The sequence below is a fragment of the Virgibacillus sp. Bac330 genome (assembly GCF_003667845.1).
GTDB lineage: Bacteria > Bacillota > Bacilli > Bacillales > Amphibacillaceae > Virgibacillus > Virgibacillus chiguensis.
In genome coordinates this window covers 2,119,915-2,135,985 of record NZ_CP033048.1, presented here as the reverse complement: position 1 = coordinate 2,135,985, position 16,071 = coordinate 2,119,915, and the positions used below count along the sequence as shown (strand labels likewise).

At 34.7% G+C, this 16,071-nt stretch carries 18 protein-coding genes; 10 read left to right on the top strand and 8 right to left on the bottom strand.

The genetic code is table 11. The features are described 5' to 3' along the window. Positions 1–443: 443 nt before the first annotated feature. Positions 444–977 (bottom strand): signal peptidase I, encoded by a 534-nt coding sequence (gene lepB / locus D9780_RS09990; protein WP_073005446.1) that lies wholly within the window; start codon positions 975–977, stop codon positions 444–446. Between the two features lie 638 nt (positions 978–1,615). Between lepB and D9780_RS09985 the strand changes: the two genes are divergently transcribed. Continuing rightward, positions 1,616–1,795, top strand: a complete 180-nt coding sequence (locus D9780_RS09985; RefSeq protein WP_121639988.1) for an aspartyl-phosphate phosphatase Spo0E family protein — start codon at positions 1,616–1,618, stop codon at positions 1,793–1,795. Here D9780_RS09985 and D9780_RS09980 read toward each other — a convergent pair. Further along, positions 1,792–2,955 carry an aminotransferase A gene (locus tag D9780_RS09980; protein ID WP_121639987.1) on the bottom strand — a complete coding sequence of 388 codons (1,164 nt, stop codon included), beginning with the start codon at positions 2,953–2,955 and terminating at the stop codon, positions 1,792–1,794. The genes D9780_RS09985 and D9780_RS09980 overlap by 4 nt on opposite strands. A gap of 116 nt (positions 2,956–3,071) precedes the next feature. On the opposite strand from D9780_RS09980, the gene D9780_RS09975 reads away from it, so the two are divergent. Beyond that, on the top strand, positions 3,072–3,227 hold the full coding sequence (locus D9780_RS09975; RefSeq protein ID WP_121639986.1) for an FbpB family small basic protein: 156 nt from the start codon (positions 3,072–3,074) through the stop codon (positions 3,225–3,227). A gap of 239 nt (positions 3,228–3,466) precedes the next feature. Here D9780_RS09975 and D9780_RS21410 read toward each other — a convergent pair whose 3' ends face one another. Next, positions 3,467–3,655, bottom strand: coding sequence for an EamA family transporter (locus tag D9780_RS21410; RefSeq protein WP_240458804.1), 189 nt, complete (start codon positions 3,653–3,655; stop codon positions 3,467–3,469). Between the two features lie 301 nt (positions 3,656–3,956). Between D9780_RS21410 and D9780_RS09965 the strand changes: the two genes are divergently transcribed. Beyond that, positions 3,957–4,343 carry a hypothetical protein gene (locus D9780_RS09965; RefSeq protein WP_121639985.1) on the top strand — a complete coding sequence of 129 codons (387 nt, stop codon included), beginning with the start codon at positions 3,957–3,959 and terminating at the stop codon, positions 4,341–4,343. A gap of 304 nt (positions 4,344–4,647) precedes the next feature. Here the strand turns inward: D9780_RS09965 and D9780_RS09960 are convergent, their stop codons facing one another. From D9780_RS09960 to D9780_RS09940, 5 genes are all read right to left on the bottom strand, one after another. Then, complete coding sequence (locus tag D9780_RS09960; RefSeq protein ID WP_121639984.1) at positions 4,648–4,851, bottom strand: hypothetical protein; 204 nt, start codon at positions 4,849–4,851, stop codon at positions 4,648–4,650. Positions 4,852–5,012: 161 nt separating this feature from the next. Further along, positions 5,013–5,477: a YkyB family protein gene (locus tag D9780_RS09955; protein WP_073005420.1), complete on the bottom strand. Its 465-nt coding sequence runs from the start codon at positions 5,475–5,477 to the stop codon at positions 5,013–5,015. 120 nt (positions 5,478–5,597) lie between these two features. Then, positions 5,598–6,452, bottom strand: coding sequence for a metallophosphoesterase (locus tag D9780_RS09950; RefSeq protein WP_073005418.1), 855 nt, complete (start codon positions 6,450–6,452; stop codon positions 5,598–5,600). Positions 6,453–6,723: 271 nt separating this feature from the next. After that, the gene (locus D9780_RS09945; RefSeq protein ID WP_121639983.1) at positions 6,724–7,638 is read right to left on the bottom strand and encodes a cation diffusion facilitator family transporter; all 915 of its coding nucleotides are present in this window, start codon (positions 7,636–7,638) and stop codon (positions 6,724–6,726) included. Positions 7,639–7,649: 11 nt separating this feature from the next. Next, positions 7,650–7,952, bottom strand: a complete 303-nt coding sequence (locus D9780_RS09940; protein WP_116276865.1) for an ArsR/SmtB family transcription factor — start codon at positions 7,950–7,952, stop codon at positions 7,650–7,652. 271 nt (positions 7,953–8,223) lie between these two features. Between D9780_RS09940 and cbpB the strand changes: the two genes are divergently transcribed. From cbpB to D9780_RS09905, 7 genes are all read left to right on the top strand, one after another. After that, positions 8,224–8,664, top strand: coding sequence for a cyclic-di-AMP-binding protein CbpB (cbpB, locus tag D9780_RS09935; RefSeq protein ID WP_121639982.1), 441 nt, complete (start codon positions 8,224–8,226; stop codon positions 8,662–8,664). A gap of 402 nt (positions 8,665–9,066) precedes the next feature. Continuing rightward, positions 9,067–9,786: a 2,3,4,5-tetrahydropyridine-2,6-dicarboxylate N-acetyltransferase gene (gene dapD, locus D9780_RS09930; protein WP_073005411.1), complete on the top strand. Its 720-nt coding sequence runs from the start codon at positions 9,067–9,069 to the stop codon at positions 9,784–9,786. Positions 9,787–9,802: 16 nt separating this feature from the next. Further along, positions 9,803–10,918, top strand: a complete 1,116-nt coding sequence (locus D9780_RS09925) for an N-acetyldiaminopimelate deacetylase (protein WP_121639981.1) — start codon at positions 9,803–9,805, stop codon at positions 10,916–10,918. Positions 10,919–11,092: 174 nt separating this feature from the next. Then, on the top strand, positions 11,093–11,335 hold the full coding sequence (locus tag D9780_RS09920; protein WP_073005408.1) for a YkuS family protein: 243 nt from the start codon (positions 11,093–11,095) through the stop codon (positions 11,333–11,335). Between the two features lie 89 nt (positions 11,336–11,424). Beyond that, a complete protein-coding gene (locus tag D9780_RS09915; protein WP_073005406.1) occupies positions 11,425–11,850 on the top strand; it encodes a TlpA family protein disulfide reductase in 426 nt (141 codons plus the stop codon). A 335-nt stretch (positions 11,851–12,185) separates the two neighbouring features. Continuing rightward, positions 12,186–13,937, top strand: a complete 1,752-nt coding sequence (locus D9780_RS09910) for an ABC transporter ATP-binding protein (RefSeq protein ID WP_121639980.1) — start codon at positions 12,186–12,188, stop codon at positions 13,935–13,937. 15 nt (positions 13,938–13,952) lie between these two features. Further along, positions 13,953–15,794 carry an ABC transporter ATP-binding protein gene (locus tag D9780_RS09905; RefSeq protein WP_121639979.1) on the top strand — a complete coding sequence of 614 codons (1,842 nt, stop codon included), beginning with the start codon at positions 13,953–13,955 and terminating at the stop codon, positions 15,792–15,794. The last annotated feature ends 277 nt before the right edge of the window (positions 15,795–16,071 follow it).

Sequence of the window (16,071 nt, the reverse complement as noted above, 5' to 3'; positions counted from 1 at the left end):
AAAAATTTGCTTTGTTTGTCATAACAACCATGTAACTATATTTTATCATATTTTAGCTTTTCAACGTTATTTAAAATTGGTATGATATACTGGAGTTAAATAATGGGGGATTGTTCTTAAGTTTAACTAAAATGTAAACGTTGGCAGTGAACTTTTGAACATTCGTACTTAAATATAGTACATGATTTAGGGGGTGCAACTGTTATATGGGAAATATGGAAATTGCATTTGCGGTTATTTGTTTCGCCATTTTAATACTGAATCTTGGTTATTGTGTATTTGACAGTGAAAAGTAAATTCATGGTGAATTCACAATGGACGTAATAATTGGAAGAAACTGAAACATAGCTTTGAAGTGTATGGGGTATTATTATTTTAGGAAAATCGTGTCTGTGTTTCGTTTCTGAATTAAACAAGATAGAGTTGGAAATTAATTTCCAACTCTATCTTGTTAGCGTCCATTGATCAAATGGAAAAATTACAAACTCTGACCGTCCAATAATTTCATCTTCTTCGATGTAACCTAATCCATTACGACTATCCTTGCTGATGGCACGATTATCACCCATTACGAAATAACTGCCTTCAGGAATTTTTTCCGGCCCATAATTACCAGATTGACGTTGCACCTCTTCACTTAGAAAAGTTTGGTCATACCTTTCCCCGTTTATATAGAGACTACCATCGTTTATTTCAATTGTTTCCCCAGGCAGTCCAATAACACGTTTCACATAATTTTTATAAGGTTTTTCAATAATAACAATGTCTCCGCGTTCTGGCTCATCAAGAATATATATAAGTTTATTAAAAATTACTCTTTCTCCGTTTTGGAGAGTGGGATCCATGCTTTCTCCATCAACAATAGATGTTGCAAAAATAAATGTTTTTATAAAGAAAGCAATTAAAATTGCAATAATAATGGCTTTTGCCCATTCTATCCATTCATTTTTCTTGTTTGATTTTGTCACCGAAGACATCCTTTCCCAAAAAAACATTTCACTAATATATTAGCACAGAGATAGTAACTAAGCGAGTGTAAAAACTTAAATTCGTATTCATTTACCGGTAGAAACTCTCCGTATTAGCAATTTAACTAATTTATCCATGTTTTAATTCATTTGAAATTGGAAAAACAAGTAAGGACTAAAATAATTGTTTGGCGTTTTCGAACAAGAAAAGGCCTTTAGTCCTATTATAAGTTGTAAAAATAACTGCTGTTTCAATATGTATATGCCCTTTCCTTTTTTAGGGATGTAAAACTCGAATCGCAACAGGCGAAGCTTTTAGAATAGCCAAAAGCTTGTCATATTCTGTCAACCTATGCTACATTTAAAGTAAGTCTGTATTATATAAAAGTGATTATTAGGTAATTATCTAATCAATATTACCATACTCGCGACTATTAGCTAGGCTATTTGCACTATGTGACAGATTTTGATCTTGATATAATGTGCTGTAACACTCACTAAAAAGGTAGACTGATGTTAATTGGTTCCATGAATTTTCAATTTGTTAAGGGCTTTAGCACTTAACTATTCCAACAAAGGTCCACTGCAACTTCAGAGTGGGTTTGCTATGAATATACTACAAAAAAGGAGGTAACTCTTTATCTACAATGAATACGACAGATGAATTATTAAAACGTATAGAATATTTACGGTACCGAATGGCAAAAGTTGCTCTAGAGAAAGGCTTTACTAATTTAGAAGCTATTGAATTAAGCCAAGAATTAGACGAGTTACTAAACAAATATGATATAGAAAGACAAATCCAATCAAGGCATATGAAATATTAGTCTAATGGGTGTTGTTGTAAATATGCTTCTAAACGATCGAGTCCTACATTTAGTGTATGCTTATCATAGGCGTAAGAAAGTCGCATATATCCTTCTCCTAATTTCGAGAAGCTGTCACCAGGAACTAAAGCAACTCGTCCTTGTTTAACCAAATCTAGTCCAAACGTGAATGAGCTACTATTTGTGAATGGAAAATAAGGAAACATGTAAAAAGCGCCATTTGGATTTGGGCAATGTAACCCCATTTTTTGTAATCTATCGTATACGTAGTCTCTTCGTTCATGGTAAGCTGCTTTCATTATTTTTGTATCCTCTAATCCTTCAGTTAATGCTTCTAATGCTCCATATTGGCTGATAGAAGTCGCACAAGACACATTGTATTGATGCACTTTTATCAACTGTTTAGAAATCCAGTCTGGGGCAAGTGTGTACCCAATTCGAAAACCTGTCATGGAATGCGATTTGGATACCCCATTAATGACAATCGTTTTCTCCTTCATACCGGAAAAGCTCGCAATGGAAGTATGTGGATAGTCATAAGAAAGCTGACTATAGATTTCGTCAGCCAACACAAACAACTGTTGGTCTTTTAATACATTTGCAAATCCTGCTAATTCCTTTTTGTTATAAGACATGCCAGTTGGATTGGATGGGTACGGGAGAATAACACATTTGGTTTTGGACGTAATATGTTGCTTTAAAATTTCTTTTGTCAATTTTAAATTTGTTTTCGTTGTATCCATATAGATTGGAATAGCACCAGCCAAACGGATTAAAGGCTCATAGCCAGGATATATGGGTGCAGGTAGCAATACTTCATCACCAGGATTTAAAATGGTACGAAAGGTGATATCGATAGCTTGTGAAGCTCCTACAGTGACGATGACCTCATTTTCAGGCGAATAAGACAGTTCATAGTTTGATTCGTAGAAATGAGAAATAGCTTTACGTAATGGGAGTATACCAGCGTTATGTGTATAAGATGTTTGGTTGGACATTAACGCTTGAATAGATGCTTGTTTAATATGTTCAGGAGTTTGAAAATCTGGTTGACCTATAGTTAAAGATATAATATCGTCTTCCGTTGAAACCATATTAAAGAATTTACGAATGCCTGATATTTCTATTTCTTGTACATGTTTATTCAATAAGTGCTGCATAAAATAACCTCCACAGTAAAATTGGTTTAATTGTTAAAAAATATTTAAAAATTTGTGATCTAGTGTATATAAAAATAGGGTATACTTATAGTACAAGTATAAAAGGAGTGTATCATATGAGACCTAAAACGTTAAATTTTGAGCAATTAGTAAAGAGAAATAAGCAAGAATTGCTTGAAGATGAGCATAGTATATCGCGGATTGAAAAGAAGTTAGAAAGCAAACAGATCGAACTAGTAGAAAAAAAGCGAGATAAAAAAGTAAGTTTATAAATAATGAACTAGAAAATTAAACTTTTCGGTTTTAATATTCAGACTGTTTTTTCTGTTTTGTTTTTTAAAAATAGAAAAAACAGTCTTTTGGAAAAGAAATACTAGCTTGTCAACCAGTTTTTTTACAGAGGTTGTTTTCTTTTTTGGTTGATGTTGTATTAATAAAATGGTCCCTAAAATAATAACCATGCCAATGATTTGTTGGAGGGTAAAAGTCTCTTTGAAAATAAAAATACCGATTATCTAGCAACTACTGGTTCAACCGTGGTTAAAATAGATGCCTTGGAGGCTTCAATATCTTTTAACCCACACGTATAAATAATATACGCAAAAGCAGTTGGTAAAAATCCAAGACCATATTGGAAATTTTTTATAGTTCGCAATTCTAATTGCTCTTTAGCAAACAGAAGTAAGTCAACAACCAGCATTATTGGCTGCTGTCCACGCTCGTAAAATAACTATCTCTATAGGGGAGAATCCATAATCATAGAGTTGTTTCACATACCATCCAATCGTACCCCATAATCCCATAATGCATCCCCAAGTATAATGAATATATATGCTTTCTTACTTCAACGCTACCCCCGTTTTAGATGTAACATAGTCCAATAGCTTATTAACACGATAAGAAGCCATCATGGCTCGCTCAAGAGCGCAAGCCACCATCTCTCATGTTCTCGCCTTTATAAAAAAATAGTAGGATGCTATAAAACCGGGTTACTCCGATGTATGCTAGTCAATAAAGTTGGCAAAGATAATAGCGGTATAAAATATGCAAAGGAAAGGCTGAATTACATGGATTCCATTTTAGAAATAGTAGACCCATCAAGACTGGATAGGAAGTATTGGTATATCATTTTTTTAGTTAGTTTGTTCAGCTTTATTTATTTTATTTCACGGTCATTTATTCGTTGGATAATTCATCGTAAAGCCTTGTTACTTCTTTCTTATATTATTGTTAGTTTATTCGTTCTCTCTACCTATTTTGCAATTAGCTTGCTAAATGGTGGAATTAATAATAGCTTTTTTCTGTCGTTTCCGCTGATTATGCAATCATTAGCTACTTTTGGTTTAATACTAATTCTTAAAGCTATGATCAGAGGTTGGTTAAAATAATTGTTCATGATTCCACTATAAGTAAGCATGTTGTCTCGTTTAATTTGACAAATTAAAGTATAAAAAAAAGAAGGCTTTCGCCATAAGACTTGGTGACAAGCCAAGTTTTTCTAACGTTCATTCGTAAGACGTTTAGCTTTTTAAGCTGTCATCGTTGTAAATAATCATTTGTTGTTTTACATAGCCAGTTTCTCTTAAACTCAGCTTGTTTATTGACCAATCAAACCTTTACAGCAAAAGCGATCATTGCATATGAAAACCATGATTTTTATACTTTGCTATAGGGCAGACGCCGTACGCCCGTCTATCTGCTGTTTTTATTTTGAAGATTTTCAAGCCATTGAAATACAGGATGGTGGATCCGCTCTGGATTGGTAATTTCTTCTGGAGCTGCATGGATAACAACTTGTTTTTCTTCTGTTGATAGTTTTTCAAATTTGTCTTTTAAAGCATGGGTTTGCGTAGCATACTTATGAAGTTCATACATGAAATCACTATATTCTGTCATATAATTATCCTCTCCTTTTAAAACAAACTTACAATTGCTCTTGTATATGGTATACCTTGTTGAGAAGAAGTTAAAACATGCAATAATTGTAAGCATCTTCGTGGAGGGTTATATATTTTGTGAAATTAGGGCATGAAGCTATCGTATATAAAGTATATCCATCAATGATGATGTGTTTTTTTTGCCCAGTTCATTTTACCTAAAGATGATGGAGTGTAATAGGCTGAGCTTCGTTTGCTAACCTTTTTTGTTTTTTGAGAAGATTTCCAATTCAAGTAACTGTAAATTATTTTTTTTGCTTGTGATAAAGACATTTTTGTTTGAGGGTTACGGTAACTTTCATCCAATTCTCCTAAATGCTGTAATTCTTTGAAATCATCTTTCGTTGGAGGTATATGAAAATAGTAATTAGCAACTTGAACGAGTAGAGTGGAATGCTGATTACTATATTTAGGGTGTTTAGAGAAGTGCAAACCGACCTTTTTGGCTAACTTTTTTTTAAGTAACTCGTTTATCGTTGCTTTTTTTATATAATATAAGTGTTTTGGATCAGGAGCTGTTTTCGCGTGTCGGTTAACTGTATAAATTGCTTTTGCTAGATCGTCAAGTTGCTCTGATTCATTCATCCTATGTGCTCCTCCTTAGGAAATTAAGTTGTCTATATCCTATCGTAACAAGTAAATAGATGCAAGGAAATTAGTGTAAAAGAGTGTATATAACAGTTTCATTGGTGGATTTCTCTTCATCTAAACCTTTGATTTCAATGTGTACATATTAATTTCTGGTTTACATAGAAATCGAAAGGGGAGTCGAGTTGTACCTATACCGCTGCTGACAAACAACTGAAACCGGCCTTCATTCAAGGTGTATTTTCCTTGTACATAATTTTCTGCATATGCTGGGCTGTAAAGATGACCTATGAATGGAAAGCGAATTTGCCCACCGTGACTGTGTCCTGATAGCTGCATGTCTATTGGATGGTTTTTAGCTTTATCTGCGAAGTCCGGTTCATGGGCCAGTAAAACGGTAAAGAGGTTCGTATTCACTTGCGCTAGAGTTTGGTTAATATTTGGTTTACCTAACATCAAATCATCAATGCCAGCTAAATTAAATGCAGCATCCTTTAATTTAATGGAAACACTATTATTTTGCAATAGTTGAAACCCTGCTTTTTCCATTACATTATAAACAACTTCGGTTCCATACCCACCATGATCATGGTTTCCGTAAATCCAAAACTTTCCTTTAGTTGCTTGCAACTCTTTCAATATATCAATAATGGTATTATCCCAATGAAAATTTTGAGGCTCATCTACTAGGTCACCAGTAAACACAATTAAATCGGCTTGTAACCCATTGATTTTTGTTACTAGTTCTTTTAATTGTTCTAATGTGTAATGAAAACCAATATGCGTATCTGAAAATTGAACGATTTTGAATTGGTCAAACGCTTTTGGAATTTTACTAGACTCAACCGTATTTTTATTTACGTGGAGTAAAATGGGTTCGACATCTTTAGCGTAGTAAAACGTTCCTCCACTTAAACCTAACAAAGTAAATAAACTACCGAGGGATTTTTTTAGAAAAGATCTTCTATTCATATGTGACAAACCTTTCTCGCGCTATAGGAAAGTATAAAAATTTATAGTATATATAAAACGACGGCGTTTTTTCGCCTATAGAGTTTGGCGATTAGACAAGTTTTCTAACCTTCATTAGATTAAAATTATAACATGAAAATAGGAAAATAGAATCCAATTTCAATTATATTTGTACGCTATAAATTGAAAAAAAGAAGAATTAAAATGAAGAAGTAATTTGCGCAGAGTAGATAAGGGAACATGCAGCAGGATTTTGAACCTGCTGCATGGTTTAATGAGAACAGTCCTCGCAATCCTCTTGAATTCTTGCATTTTCTCCTTCAAGTTGCAAAGTACAATGAGAAATGGAAAAATTTTTCTTTAATAAATCGTTTGCCTTCATAAGTAGGTTGTCACGATCAATAGAATCTTGTACTACAAGATGGCAGCTTAGTGCAGGAAATTCGGAAGTGATAGACCATACATGTAAATCATGGACGTGTTCAACACCTTGAAGTTCCAGTAGTTGTTTCTTAATTTCTGTAACATCAACATGTGACGGTTTACCTTCCATTAAAATGTGAACGGAATTTTTTGTTATTCGAATTCCAGATATAACAATTAAAAATGCAACAATAACACTGGCAATGGGGTCTGCAATATTCCAGTTAAAAAGCAAAATAAGAATACCTGCAATAATAGCGCCGATAGAACCTAATAAATCACCAAAAACATGAAGTAAGGCACTTCGTATATTCAGATTTTCCTGTGAATCTCCCCTCATCAGTACCCAAGCTGCAATAATGTTTACAATCAGCCCAATGATTGCAATAATCATCATACTTGCACTTACATTTGGCGGCTCCATAAAACGTTGAAATCCCTCATAAAATATATAGATGGAAATAACGATTAGCGTTACACCGTTTATAAACGCAGCAATTATTTCAAATCGTCTGTACCCATAAGTTTTAGAAGTATTAGCTTGTCGTTCGCCAATTTTAAATGCTAATAAGCTTAAGCCAAGTGCTGCTGCATCGCTTAGCATATGTCCAGCATCTGAAAGAAGCGCAAGACTGTTTGTTAAAAACCCTCCGACTGCTTCAACAACCATGAAAAATGTTATTAATATAAAGCTCAATAAAAGAGCTTTCTTGTTGCTCGTTCCATGATGATGGCCATGGCTATGATTATGCTCTTGTGCCATATAATAACCTCCTAGCTAATATGTTTCGTATGTTCAATTGTTTGTTCCAAAACATTCATCACATGGTAATCGTCTGGTGAGTAATAATAGGTTGTCTTTTCGCGTCTGTTTTTAACCAAACGTAATTGTTTTAAATACTTTAGTTGATGGGAGATTGATGACTGGTGCATTTCCAGTCTTTCTGCAATTTCATTAACGGAACATTCTTTATGAAACAGCAAGTGTAGAATTTTTATTCTCGTTGGGTCAGATAAAGCTTTAAATGTTTGCGATACAACGTCAAGTAATTGCTCATCAATTGGCTGATAGTCCATTAAAAAGCTCCTTTCCATTACAATATGCTCATATGCACATATTGTAATTCATGCATATTTTATATGCAATTTATTTTGCTTCTTGCTTTCCTATGGTAAAATAAATATAGTCTGTTCTCCGTCGTATATTTATTTCACGCTATAGAAGGGGATAAAAGTTTAAAAATATCGTATAAAAAAGCTATTGCTTTAGCGATTCATACTTAGCAATAAGTCGATTTTTTCTAACAAGCAAACCTTCTGTATGAAGAATGAAAAAAGGGGTGATGTGATGAGCATGTTGCAAAATCATTATTTAACAGACATTACGTTAGGCGAAATAATGATTCCTTCCGAAAAAGTCGCACATGTTCAAGTTAACAATCCGCTAGAACATGCTTTGCTCGTATTAGTAAAGTCAGGGTATTCAGCTGTTCCTGTTTTGGATCCATCATATAAGTTAGTTGGCATTATTGGTAAAACGACGATTTTAGATCAAATACTAGGTTTGGAACGATTTGAATTCGAACGTCTGTCAACGATAGTGGTAAAAGATGTATTGAATGAAGATATCCCTTGTTTAACAAAAGAAGATTCTTTGATGAAAGGTTTAAACGCTGTCATTAATCATCCATTTGTTTGTATTGCTGATAAGGATGGATATTTTGATGGAATTTTAACACGGAGAGCAATATTAAAGCAGCTTAAAAAAGATATGTATGCTGCAAAATAAAAAAAGGTTTGAGGTATAACAAAGACAACCGCTTAAAAATGAACAATAAAGTTTATTTTAACAAGCGGGAGGTATTTTATGACCGCTGTTGTTAGTGGTTTTAGAAAAAGTTAGTTAGCTTGTTCCGAGTCTTTATAGCGGAAGATATGAAAACTTTATATTTTTTGTAGCGTAAATTAGCCGAACCTTTATCATTTGATTGTTCGGCTTTTGCTATATTTTGCTAGGTAGTATTTTCTCACCCTTCTCCTTTTTAATTTTCGAAGTGGTAAAGAGAAAAAGCTAACCAACGTTAAGTTCTCCCACTTTAGTCGAATAGTAAAAAGGAGTAGGTATTGATTGCGACAAAAAAAGCGATCTGCTAAATTATAAAGTAGTACATAACTAGGAGGGAAACATGTAATGAAAATGATGGATGGAAACGAGATTATTAATTTTATTTCGAATAGTAAGAAAAGCACACCTGTAAAGGTATATATAAAAGGAAAAGGTTTAGACCGTTTATCTGCGGATAACTCAATCCAAGCTTTTATAGAATCAAAGAGTGGCGTCTTGTTTGGTGAATGGGATGACATTCAAAAGTTACTTGAAGAATCTAAAGATATGATTCACGATTATGTCATTGAAAACGATCGTCGTAATTCGGCTATTCCATTACTGGATTTAAAAGGAATTAATGCTCGTATTGAACCAGGTGCAGTCATTCGAGACCAAGTTGATATTGGTGACGGTTGCGTGATTATGATGGGAGCAATGATTAATATTGGCTCCGTTATTGGTGAAGGTACAATGATCGATATGAATGTTGTGCTTGGTGGACGAGCTACAGTAGGTAAGCATTGTCATATTGGTGCTGGAACAGTGCTAGCAGGGGTGATTGAGCCACCATCAGCAAAACCAGTGATTGTTGAAGATAATGTAGTTATTGGTGCAAACGTTGTTGTTTTAGAAGGTGTTACTATTGGCAAAGGCGCAATCGTTGCTGCAGGTTCAATTGTAACAAAAGATGTAGCGCCAAATACGCTTGTAGCTGGAACGCCTGCGCGGGTATTAAAAGAAATTGATGAGAATACGAAGTCAAAAACGGAAATTAAACAAGAACTTCGTAAACTAAATGACTAAGTAAGGGAATGACGGCATGTTAGATTTACAACAAATTCGTCGTAAATTACACCAAATACCTGAGCTTGGTTTTCAAGAAAAGAAGACCCAGCAATACTTGTTGGAAATTATAAAAACGCTAGAAACGGATAAAGTATCTATCAAGTTATGGGAGACGGGTATTCTCGTATTTGTGGAAGGTAAGGCCCCAACAAAAACAATTGGTTACCGAGCAGATATGGATGGCTTACCAATAACTGAGCAGACAGGGCTCTCTTTTTCATCGGAGCATGACGGAAAAATGCATGCGTGTGGTCACGATTTTCACATGACCATTGCTTTGGGGGTATTAGAGAAGATTATCTTAAAACCAATGAACGATCATTGCTTATTCATCTTTCAGCCAGCAGAGGAAGGGCCTGGCGGAGCATTACCATTACTTCAATCGGAAGCATTTCAGCCATGGCGTCCAGACATCGTATTTGCATTGCATATTGCTCCTGAATTGCCAGTAGGAACAGTTGCTAGTAAACCTGGTTTACTGTTTGCAAATACAAGTGAATTGTTTATTGATTTTGCTGGGAAAGGCGGGCATGCTGCTTATCCTCATTTAACGAAAGATATGACAGTGGCTGCCAGTAGTTTTGTGGTTCAGATGCAACAAATTGTTTCTAGAAATGTAAATCCACTTGAAGCATCTATTGTTACAATCGGTAAAATGGAAAGCGGATTTGTCCAAAATGCGATTGCTGAGACTGCCCGTTTAGAAGGGACTATTCGCACACAACACCCTGATAGTATAAATATAGTTAAAAATCAATTAGAGAAACTGATGAAAGGGTTTGAGATTGCTTACGATTGTAAGATTGAAGTGGATTATGGAGCGAACTATTATCAAGTTTATAATCAAGCTGAACAAGTAAAGGAATTCCGTCAGGCATTAGCTGGTAGTAATGTGCATTATCAAGAAGCAGAAGCCGCTATGACTGGTGAAGATTTTGGATATATGCTCAAAGAAATACCAGGTTTTATGTTTTGGCTTGGGGTAGACTCTGCCTATGGTTTGCATCATGCACAATTAAATCCAGATGAAGCTGCTTTAAACGTTGGCGTGGAGGCTGTTCATTTAACTTTTTGCAAACTTTCTCAATAAAATATGTATATGCTTCCTATAAGTAGCAAAATATAAGGTATGTTTAGTTGAAAAGGACTAGAGAGAGTGTTAGAGATAGATCTTTACAGTGAAATGTAACTTTTACCGTATATACATTCAATCTGGAGTCCTTATTCTAAAACTTTTTTAAGGCTACTTTAAGGAGGTAATGGAATGGCGAGAATTGGTGTTGAAACGACGCTTAGCGATGTAAAAGACGCACTCACAGAAATGGGACATCATGTAGTGGATTTACGTGGAGCAGAGGATGCAGCTTACTGTGATTGTTGTGTAATTTCTGGTCAAGACAAAGATGTAATGGGAGTTATGCAGGCGGAAATAGCAGGCGCTGTTATTAACGCACAAGGTATGAATACAGAAGAGGTGTGTAATGTAGTGAATCAAAAAGTTGTTTAATCCACCTTCTATATCCTGAGAACCTTTTTATGTTATATCACATATAAAAGTATAAAAGAATTGTTTTCAGGGTATAGGAGGAAGCTTTTATGCGTTTAGGTCAACAAATTCCCGATTTTGATACCACTTGTGAATGGTTGAATAGTGAACCTTTGTTAATAGGTGATAAACCTACTTGTTTTCATTTTTGGTCTATTAGTTGTGTTCTATGTAAACAAGCGATGCCGCATTTTATTAAGCTTTGTAATGAATATAAAAGTAAAGTACAATTTATTTCAGTTCATACGCCATTATCTGATACAGATAACAACTTGTTTGAAATTAATAAAGTGGTGGAAGAACAGGAGTTGAAAGCCCCTATAGCTGTGGATCATAATGAAAGGATTTCGGATGCATTTCAAGTAACATATGTTCCAGCCTACTATGTATTTGATGAATTTGGAAAATTACGTCATATCCAGCGTGGTAAAACAAATGTAAGTATGCTTGAGAAAAATATTTTGCGTATGATCTAGTTTAATACGATGAGCGCCTCCTTTTTACATATAAAAGGAGGCGCTTTTTTATATTATAGCTCATAATAAAGTGAATTTTAGAAAACTGCGTGGTTAAGTTTTTCTAACAATATCGGGAAGTATACACATTTTTTGGGTGTATCGTCTAAGAAAAACAAATGCTTTTGCAGTAAGACTTGGCGACAAGCCAATTTTTTCTAATACGTTACAATTGATGGTGCCTTTAAAATTATAAGATAGAAATTTTTATAAAAATTCAGCAAAATAGTAGAAATTTATTTCGAAACCCGTTATATTATATGTTACGTAATTAAAAACTTGAGGGAGGCACATGTGTGGACACGTTTAAAAAATTAAAGCAATATTATTGGCCTTACAGAAAACATTTTTTACTCTCTGTATTCTTCTTGTTTTTTGTAACGGTAATCACAGTTGTTTATCCGATTATATTACAGCAAACGATTGATCGCGTTGTTTTAATGGATCGCTATGAATTAATTCCGTACATTTCCGCTATTTTCTTGTTGCTAATGGCTGTTAAAGGATTTGCTACTTTTTATCATCAATATTTAGGGGATTTATTTGGTATTACAGCTGTATATAAATTACGTGATGGATTATATCAAAAACTACAGCGATTATCATTTACGTATTATGATAACGCTAAAACAGGAGATATTATGTCTCGCTTAACAGCTGATGTAGAAGGATTTCGTTTTTTTCTATCTTTTGGATTTTCAGAACTATTGAGAATAGTTCTACTTATAATGATTAGCTTAGGAGTTATGTTCTATTACTCTGTTCCGCTTGCTTTAGTTACGATGGCCGCAATGCCTTTTCTGGCTATTGTTGTATATCAATTCGATAAACGTGTGCATCCAGCTTTTCGCTTAATTCGAAAATCTTATGGTAATTTAAATACGCGTGTTCAAGAAAATATTAGCGGTATGCATACGGTGAAGTCACTCTCGCGTGAGGGGTTTGAGATTGGGCGTTTTGCGGATCGTAATGATTCGTACAGGCAAAATTATTTACACACTTCGTTTATTTGGTCAAAGTACTTCCCTTTAATGGAATTTATCGGAAATTTCTGTGCAGCTGCATTGTTGGCATACGGTGGTTTTCTTGTTATTGATGGGCAATTATCCCTTGGCGCATTAATCGCTTTTTTTAGCTTAGTTTGGTATATTATGGGACCACTTATGAACCTTGGTTTTGTTGTCAATCAGTTTTCACAAGCAAAAGCTTCTGCAGAGAGATTATTAGAAATCTTAGAAGCGGAAGAGGATATTACAGAATCTGAACACCCTATTAGAGAACCTATACACGGGCATGTAACATTTCGAAATGTTACGTTAACATATGCAGATGATGACGACGCCGCTTTGAAAAAAATTAGTTTTGATGCTCCACCCGGGAAGGTTATTGGATTAATTGGCTCTACCGGATCTGGTAAAACGAGTATTACACAACTCATTACGCGTTTTTACGAACCAATTTCTGGGGATGTACTTATTGATCAAAAGTCAGTTTCAGATTATTATCTTAAATCTTTGCGCAAAGAAATTGGCTTTGTCCTGCAAGAACCATTTTTGTTTTCCACGACAATTCGTGAAAATATTGCCTATGGTAGCCCAGGTGTAGAGGATGAGCAGATTATAGATGCTGCTAAACGAGCGCAAGCGCACGATTTTATTATGAAAATGCCACAAGGGTATGACACGATGTTAGGTGAACGTGGGATGGGGCTGTCTGGAGGACAAAAACAACGTATTGCCATTGCAAGAGCGATCTGTATTAATCCTAAAATTCTTATTTTGGATGATGCTACATCTGCAGTAGATATGGAAACAGAATTTAGGATTCAAAAAGCTTTACAAGAAGTAATGAAAGGGAGAACTTCATTTATTATAGCTCATCGAATTGCTTCGTTAAAACATGCAGATGAAATATTAGTTTTAGAAGGGGGAAAAGTAGTAGAGCGTGGTAATCATGACTTCTTAATTAAGAATCAGGGACCGTATCAACGAATTTATGATATTCAATACCAAGATAGAGAAGAAGTAATGAAGCGTCAGCACGCTTAGAAGGAGGAAATGTGAATGGCGAAGGATAAGTCCAAAGGGGCCCCAAGCAGGCACTTACAGCGCTTTCATTATACGCAAGAACAAGCAATTGAAAAGCCGTTTAATTGGAAGCAAATGTGGCGTCTACTGGCCTATTTGAAACCTTATGCAAAAACTTATTTACCGGCTGCAATCATAGCTATGTTTATATCGACAGCTGTGCGATTAATTGTACCAATTTTAATCGGAAAAGTCGCTATTGATGTAGCTATAAGTGAACAAAATGTAACGCTGTTAACTTATTTAGTAGTGGTTATTGGCATTTTATACTTATTAAGCTATGCGGGAAATGTATTTCGGATAAAATGGGTAAATATTTTAGGGCAAAATGTTATCTATGATATTAGACAACATTTGTTTTCGCACGTCCAACGGTTATCCCATCGTTTTTTTGATTCCCGTTCAGCAGGTTCTATTTTAGTTCGAATTATGAATGATATTAATTCACTTCAGGAATTATTTACAAACGGAATTATCAACTTACTTATGGACATTGTAACATTAGTAGGGATCATTGTTATTTTGTTTGTGCTTAGCCCTAAGCTTGCGTTAGCGATCATGGTTATACTTCCGCTAATGTTCTACCTAACAACCAAGTTACGACGAACGATTCGTCGTTCTTGGCAACAAGTAAGAATTCAACAATCACGCATGAATTCTCATTTGAATGAAGGTTTACAAGGAATACGAATTACGCAGTCATTTTCTCAAGAACAAGAAAATAGTGAGTACTTCCATGGAGTAAATAAAGATAATTTTAATAGTTGGAAAGAAGCTACGAAGAAGAGTGCTATGTTTCGCCCGTTTGTTGAAATGAGCAATGCTATCGGTACAGTCATTTTAATATCTTATGGGGCATATTTAATTTTACTTGGTGAAAATAATGGTGGCATTGCTATTGGAACGTTTGTTTCGTTCGCCTTTTTTGTTGGTATGTTTTGGGAACCAATATCCCGTTTAGGGCAGATGTATAATCAAATGCTCATGGCAATGGCAGCATCTGAGCGTATTTTTGAATTTTTAGATGAACGACCAAATGTTCAAGAAAAGAGCGATGCTCATGTTTTCAAGGACATGAAAGGAGAAATTGTCTTTGATAAAGTGCATTTTTATTACGATAAAGATCGCATTGCCTTGAACGATATATCTTTGACTATTCATGCGGGGCAAACAGTTGCTTTAGTTGGCCATACTGGAAGTGGTAAAACAACAATTGCTAATTTAATAAGTAGATTTTACGATCCAACAAAAGGGAAGGTTACAATTGATAACTATGATTTACGTGAAGTCCAATTAGATAGCTTGCGACAAAGTATAAGCGTTGTTTTACAGGATACATTTATTTTTTCAGGTACTATTATGGAAAATATTCGTTTTGGGCGGCCAGATGCGTCTGATGAAGAAGTCATTCGTGCAGCAGAAGTCGTTGGCGCTGATGAATTTATAAAGCGTATGGCGAATAGTTATGAAACGGAAGTCGAAGAGCGTGGCAATATTTTATCTGCAGGGGAAAGGCAATTGTTATCTTTTGCAAGAGCATTATTAGCTAATCCAAAAATTTTAATACTTGATGAAGCTACTGCAAGTATTGATACAGAAACAGAAGTTAAGATTCAAGCTGCTTTAGCTAAATTATTGAAAGGACGTACCGCTATTATGATTGCGCACCGCTTATCTACCATTCGTAAGGCTGATAATATATTTGTGCTTGAGAATGGACACATCTTAGAAAGTGGAAATCATGACAATTTAATGAAACAAGGTGGAGAGTACTATCATTTAGTAAAAGCACAATTTCAAATGTTAGATGCAATATAAAATCTTCAATCAGTATGGGGTTCTTTCATTCCTCGTGATTGTAGGTGGACGTATAGGAAATGTAGGTGGATACGTTCATTTTTGCGTTCATTGTTTTTAAAGTTTATGGTACATGATGGTTGAATGTAAAGACTTGGCGATAGCCAAGTCTTTCAAATGCTATAAATCGTGGTTTTCTATTGTAATAGAAGAGTATTTTGTACATCTTTTTTTAATAAAGTTTTCATCTTGAAATATGGTAGAACGAATAGAACTGTGATAAGCTATGAACAAAGAC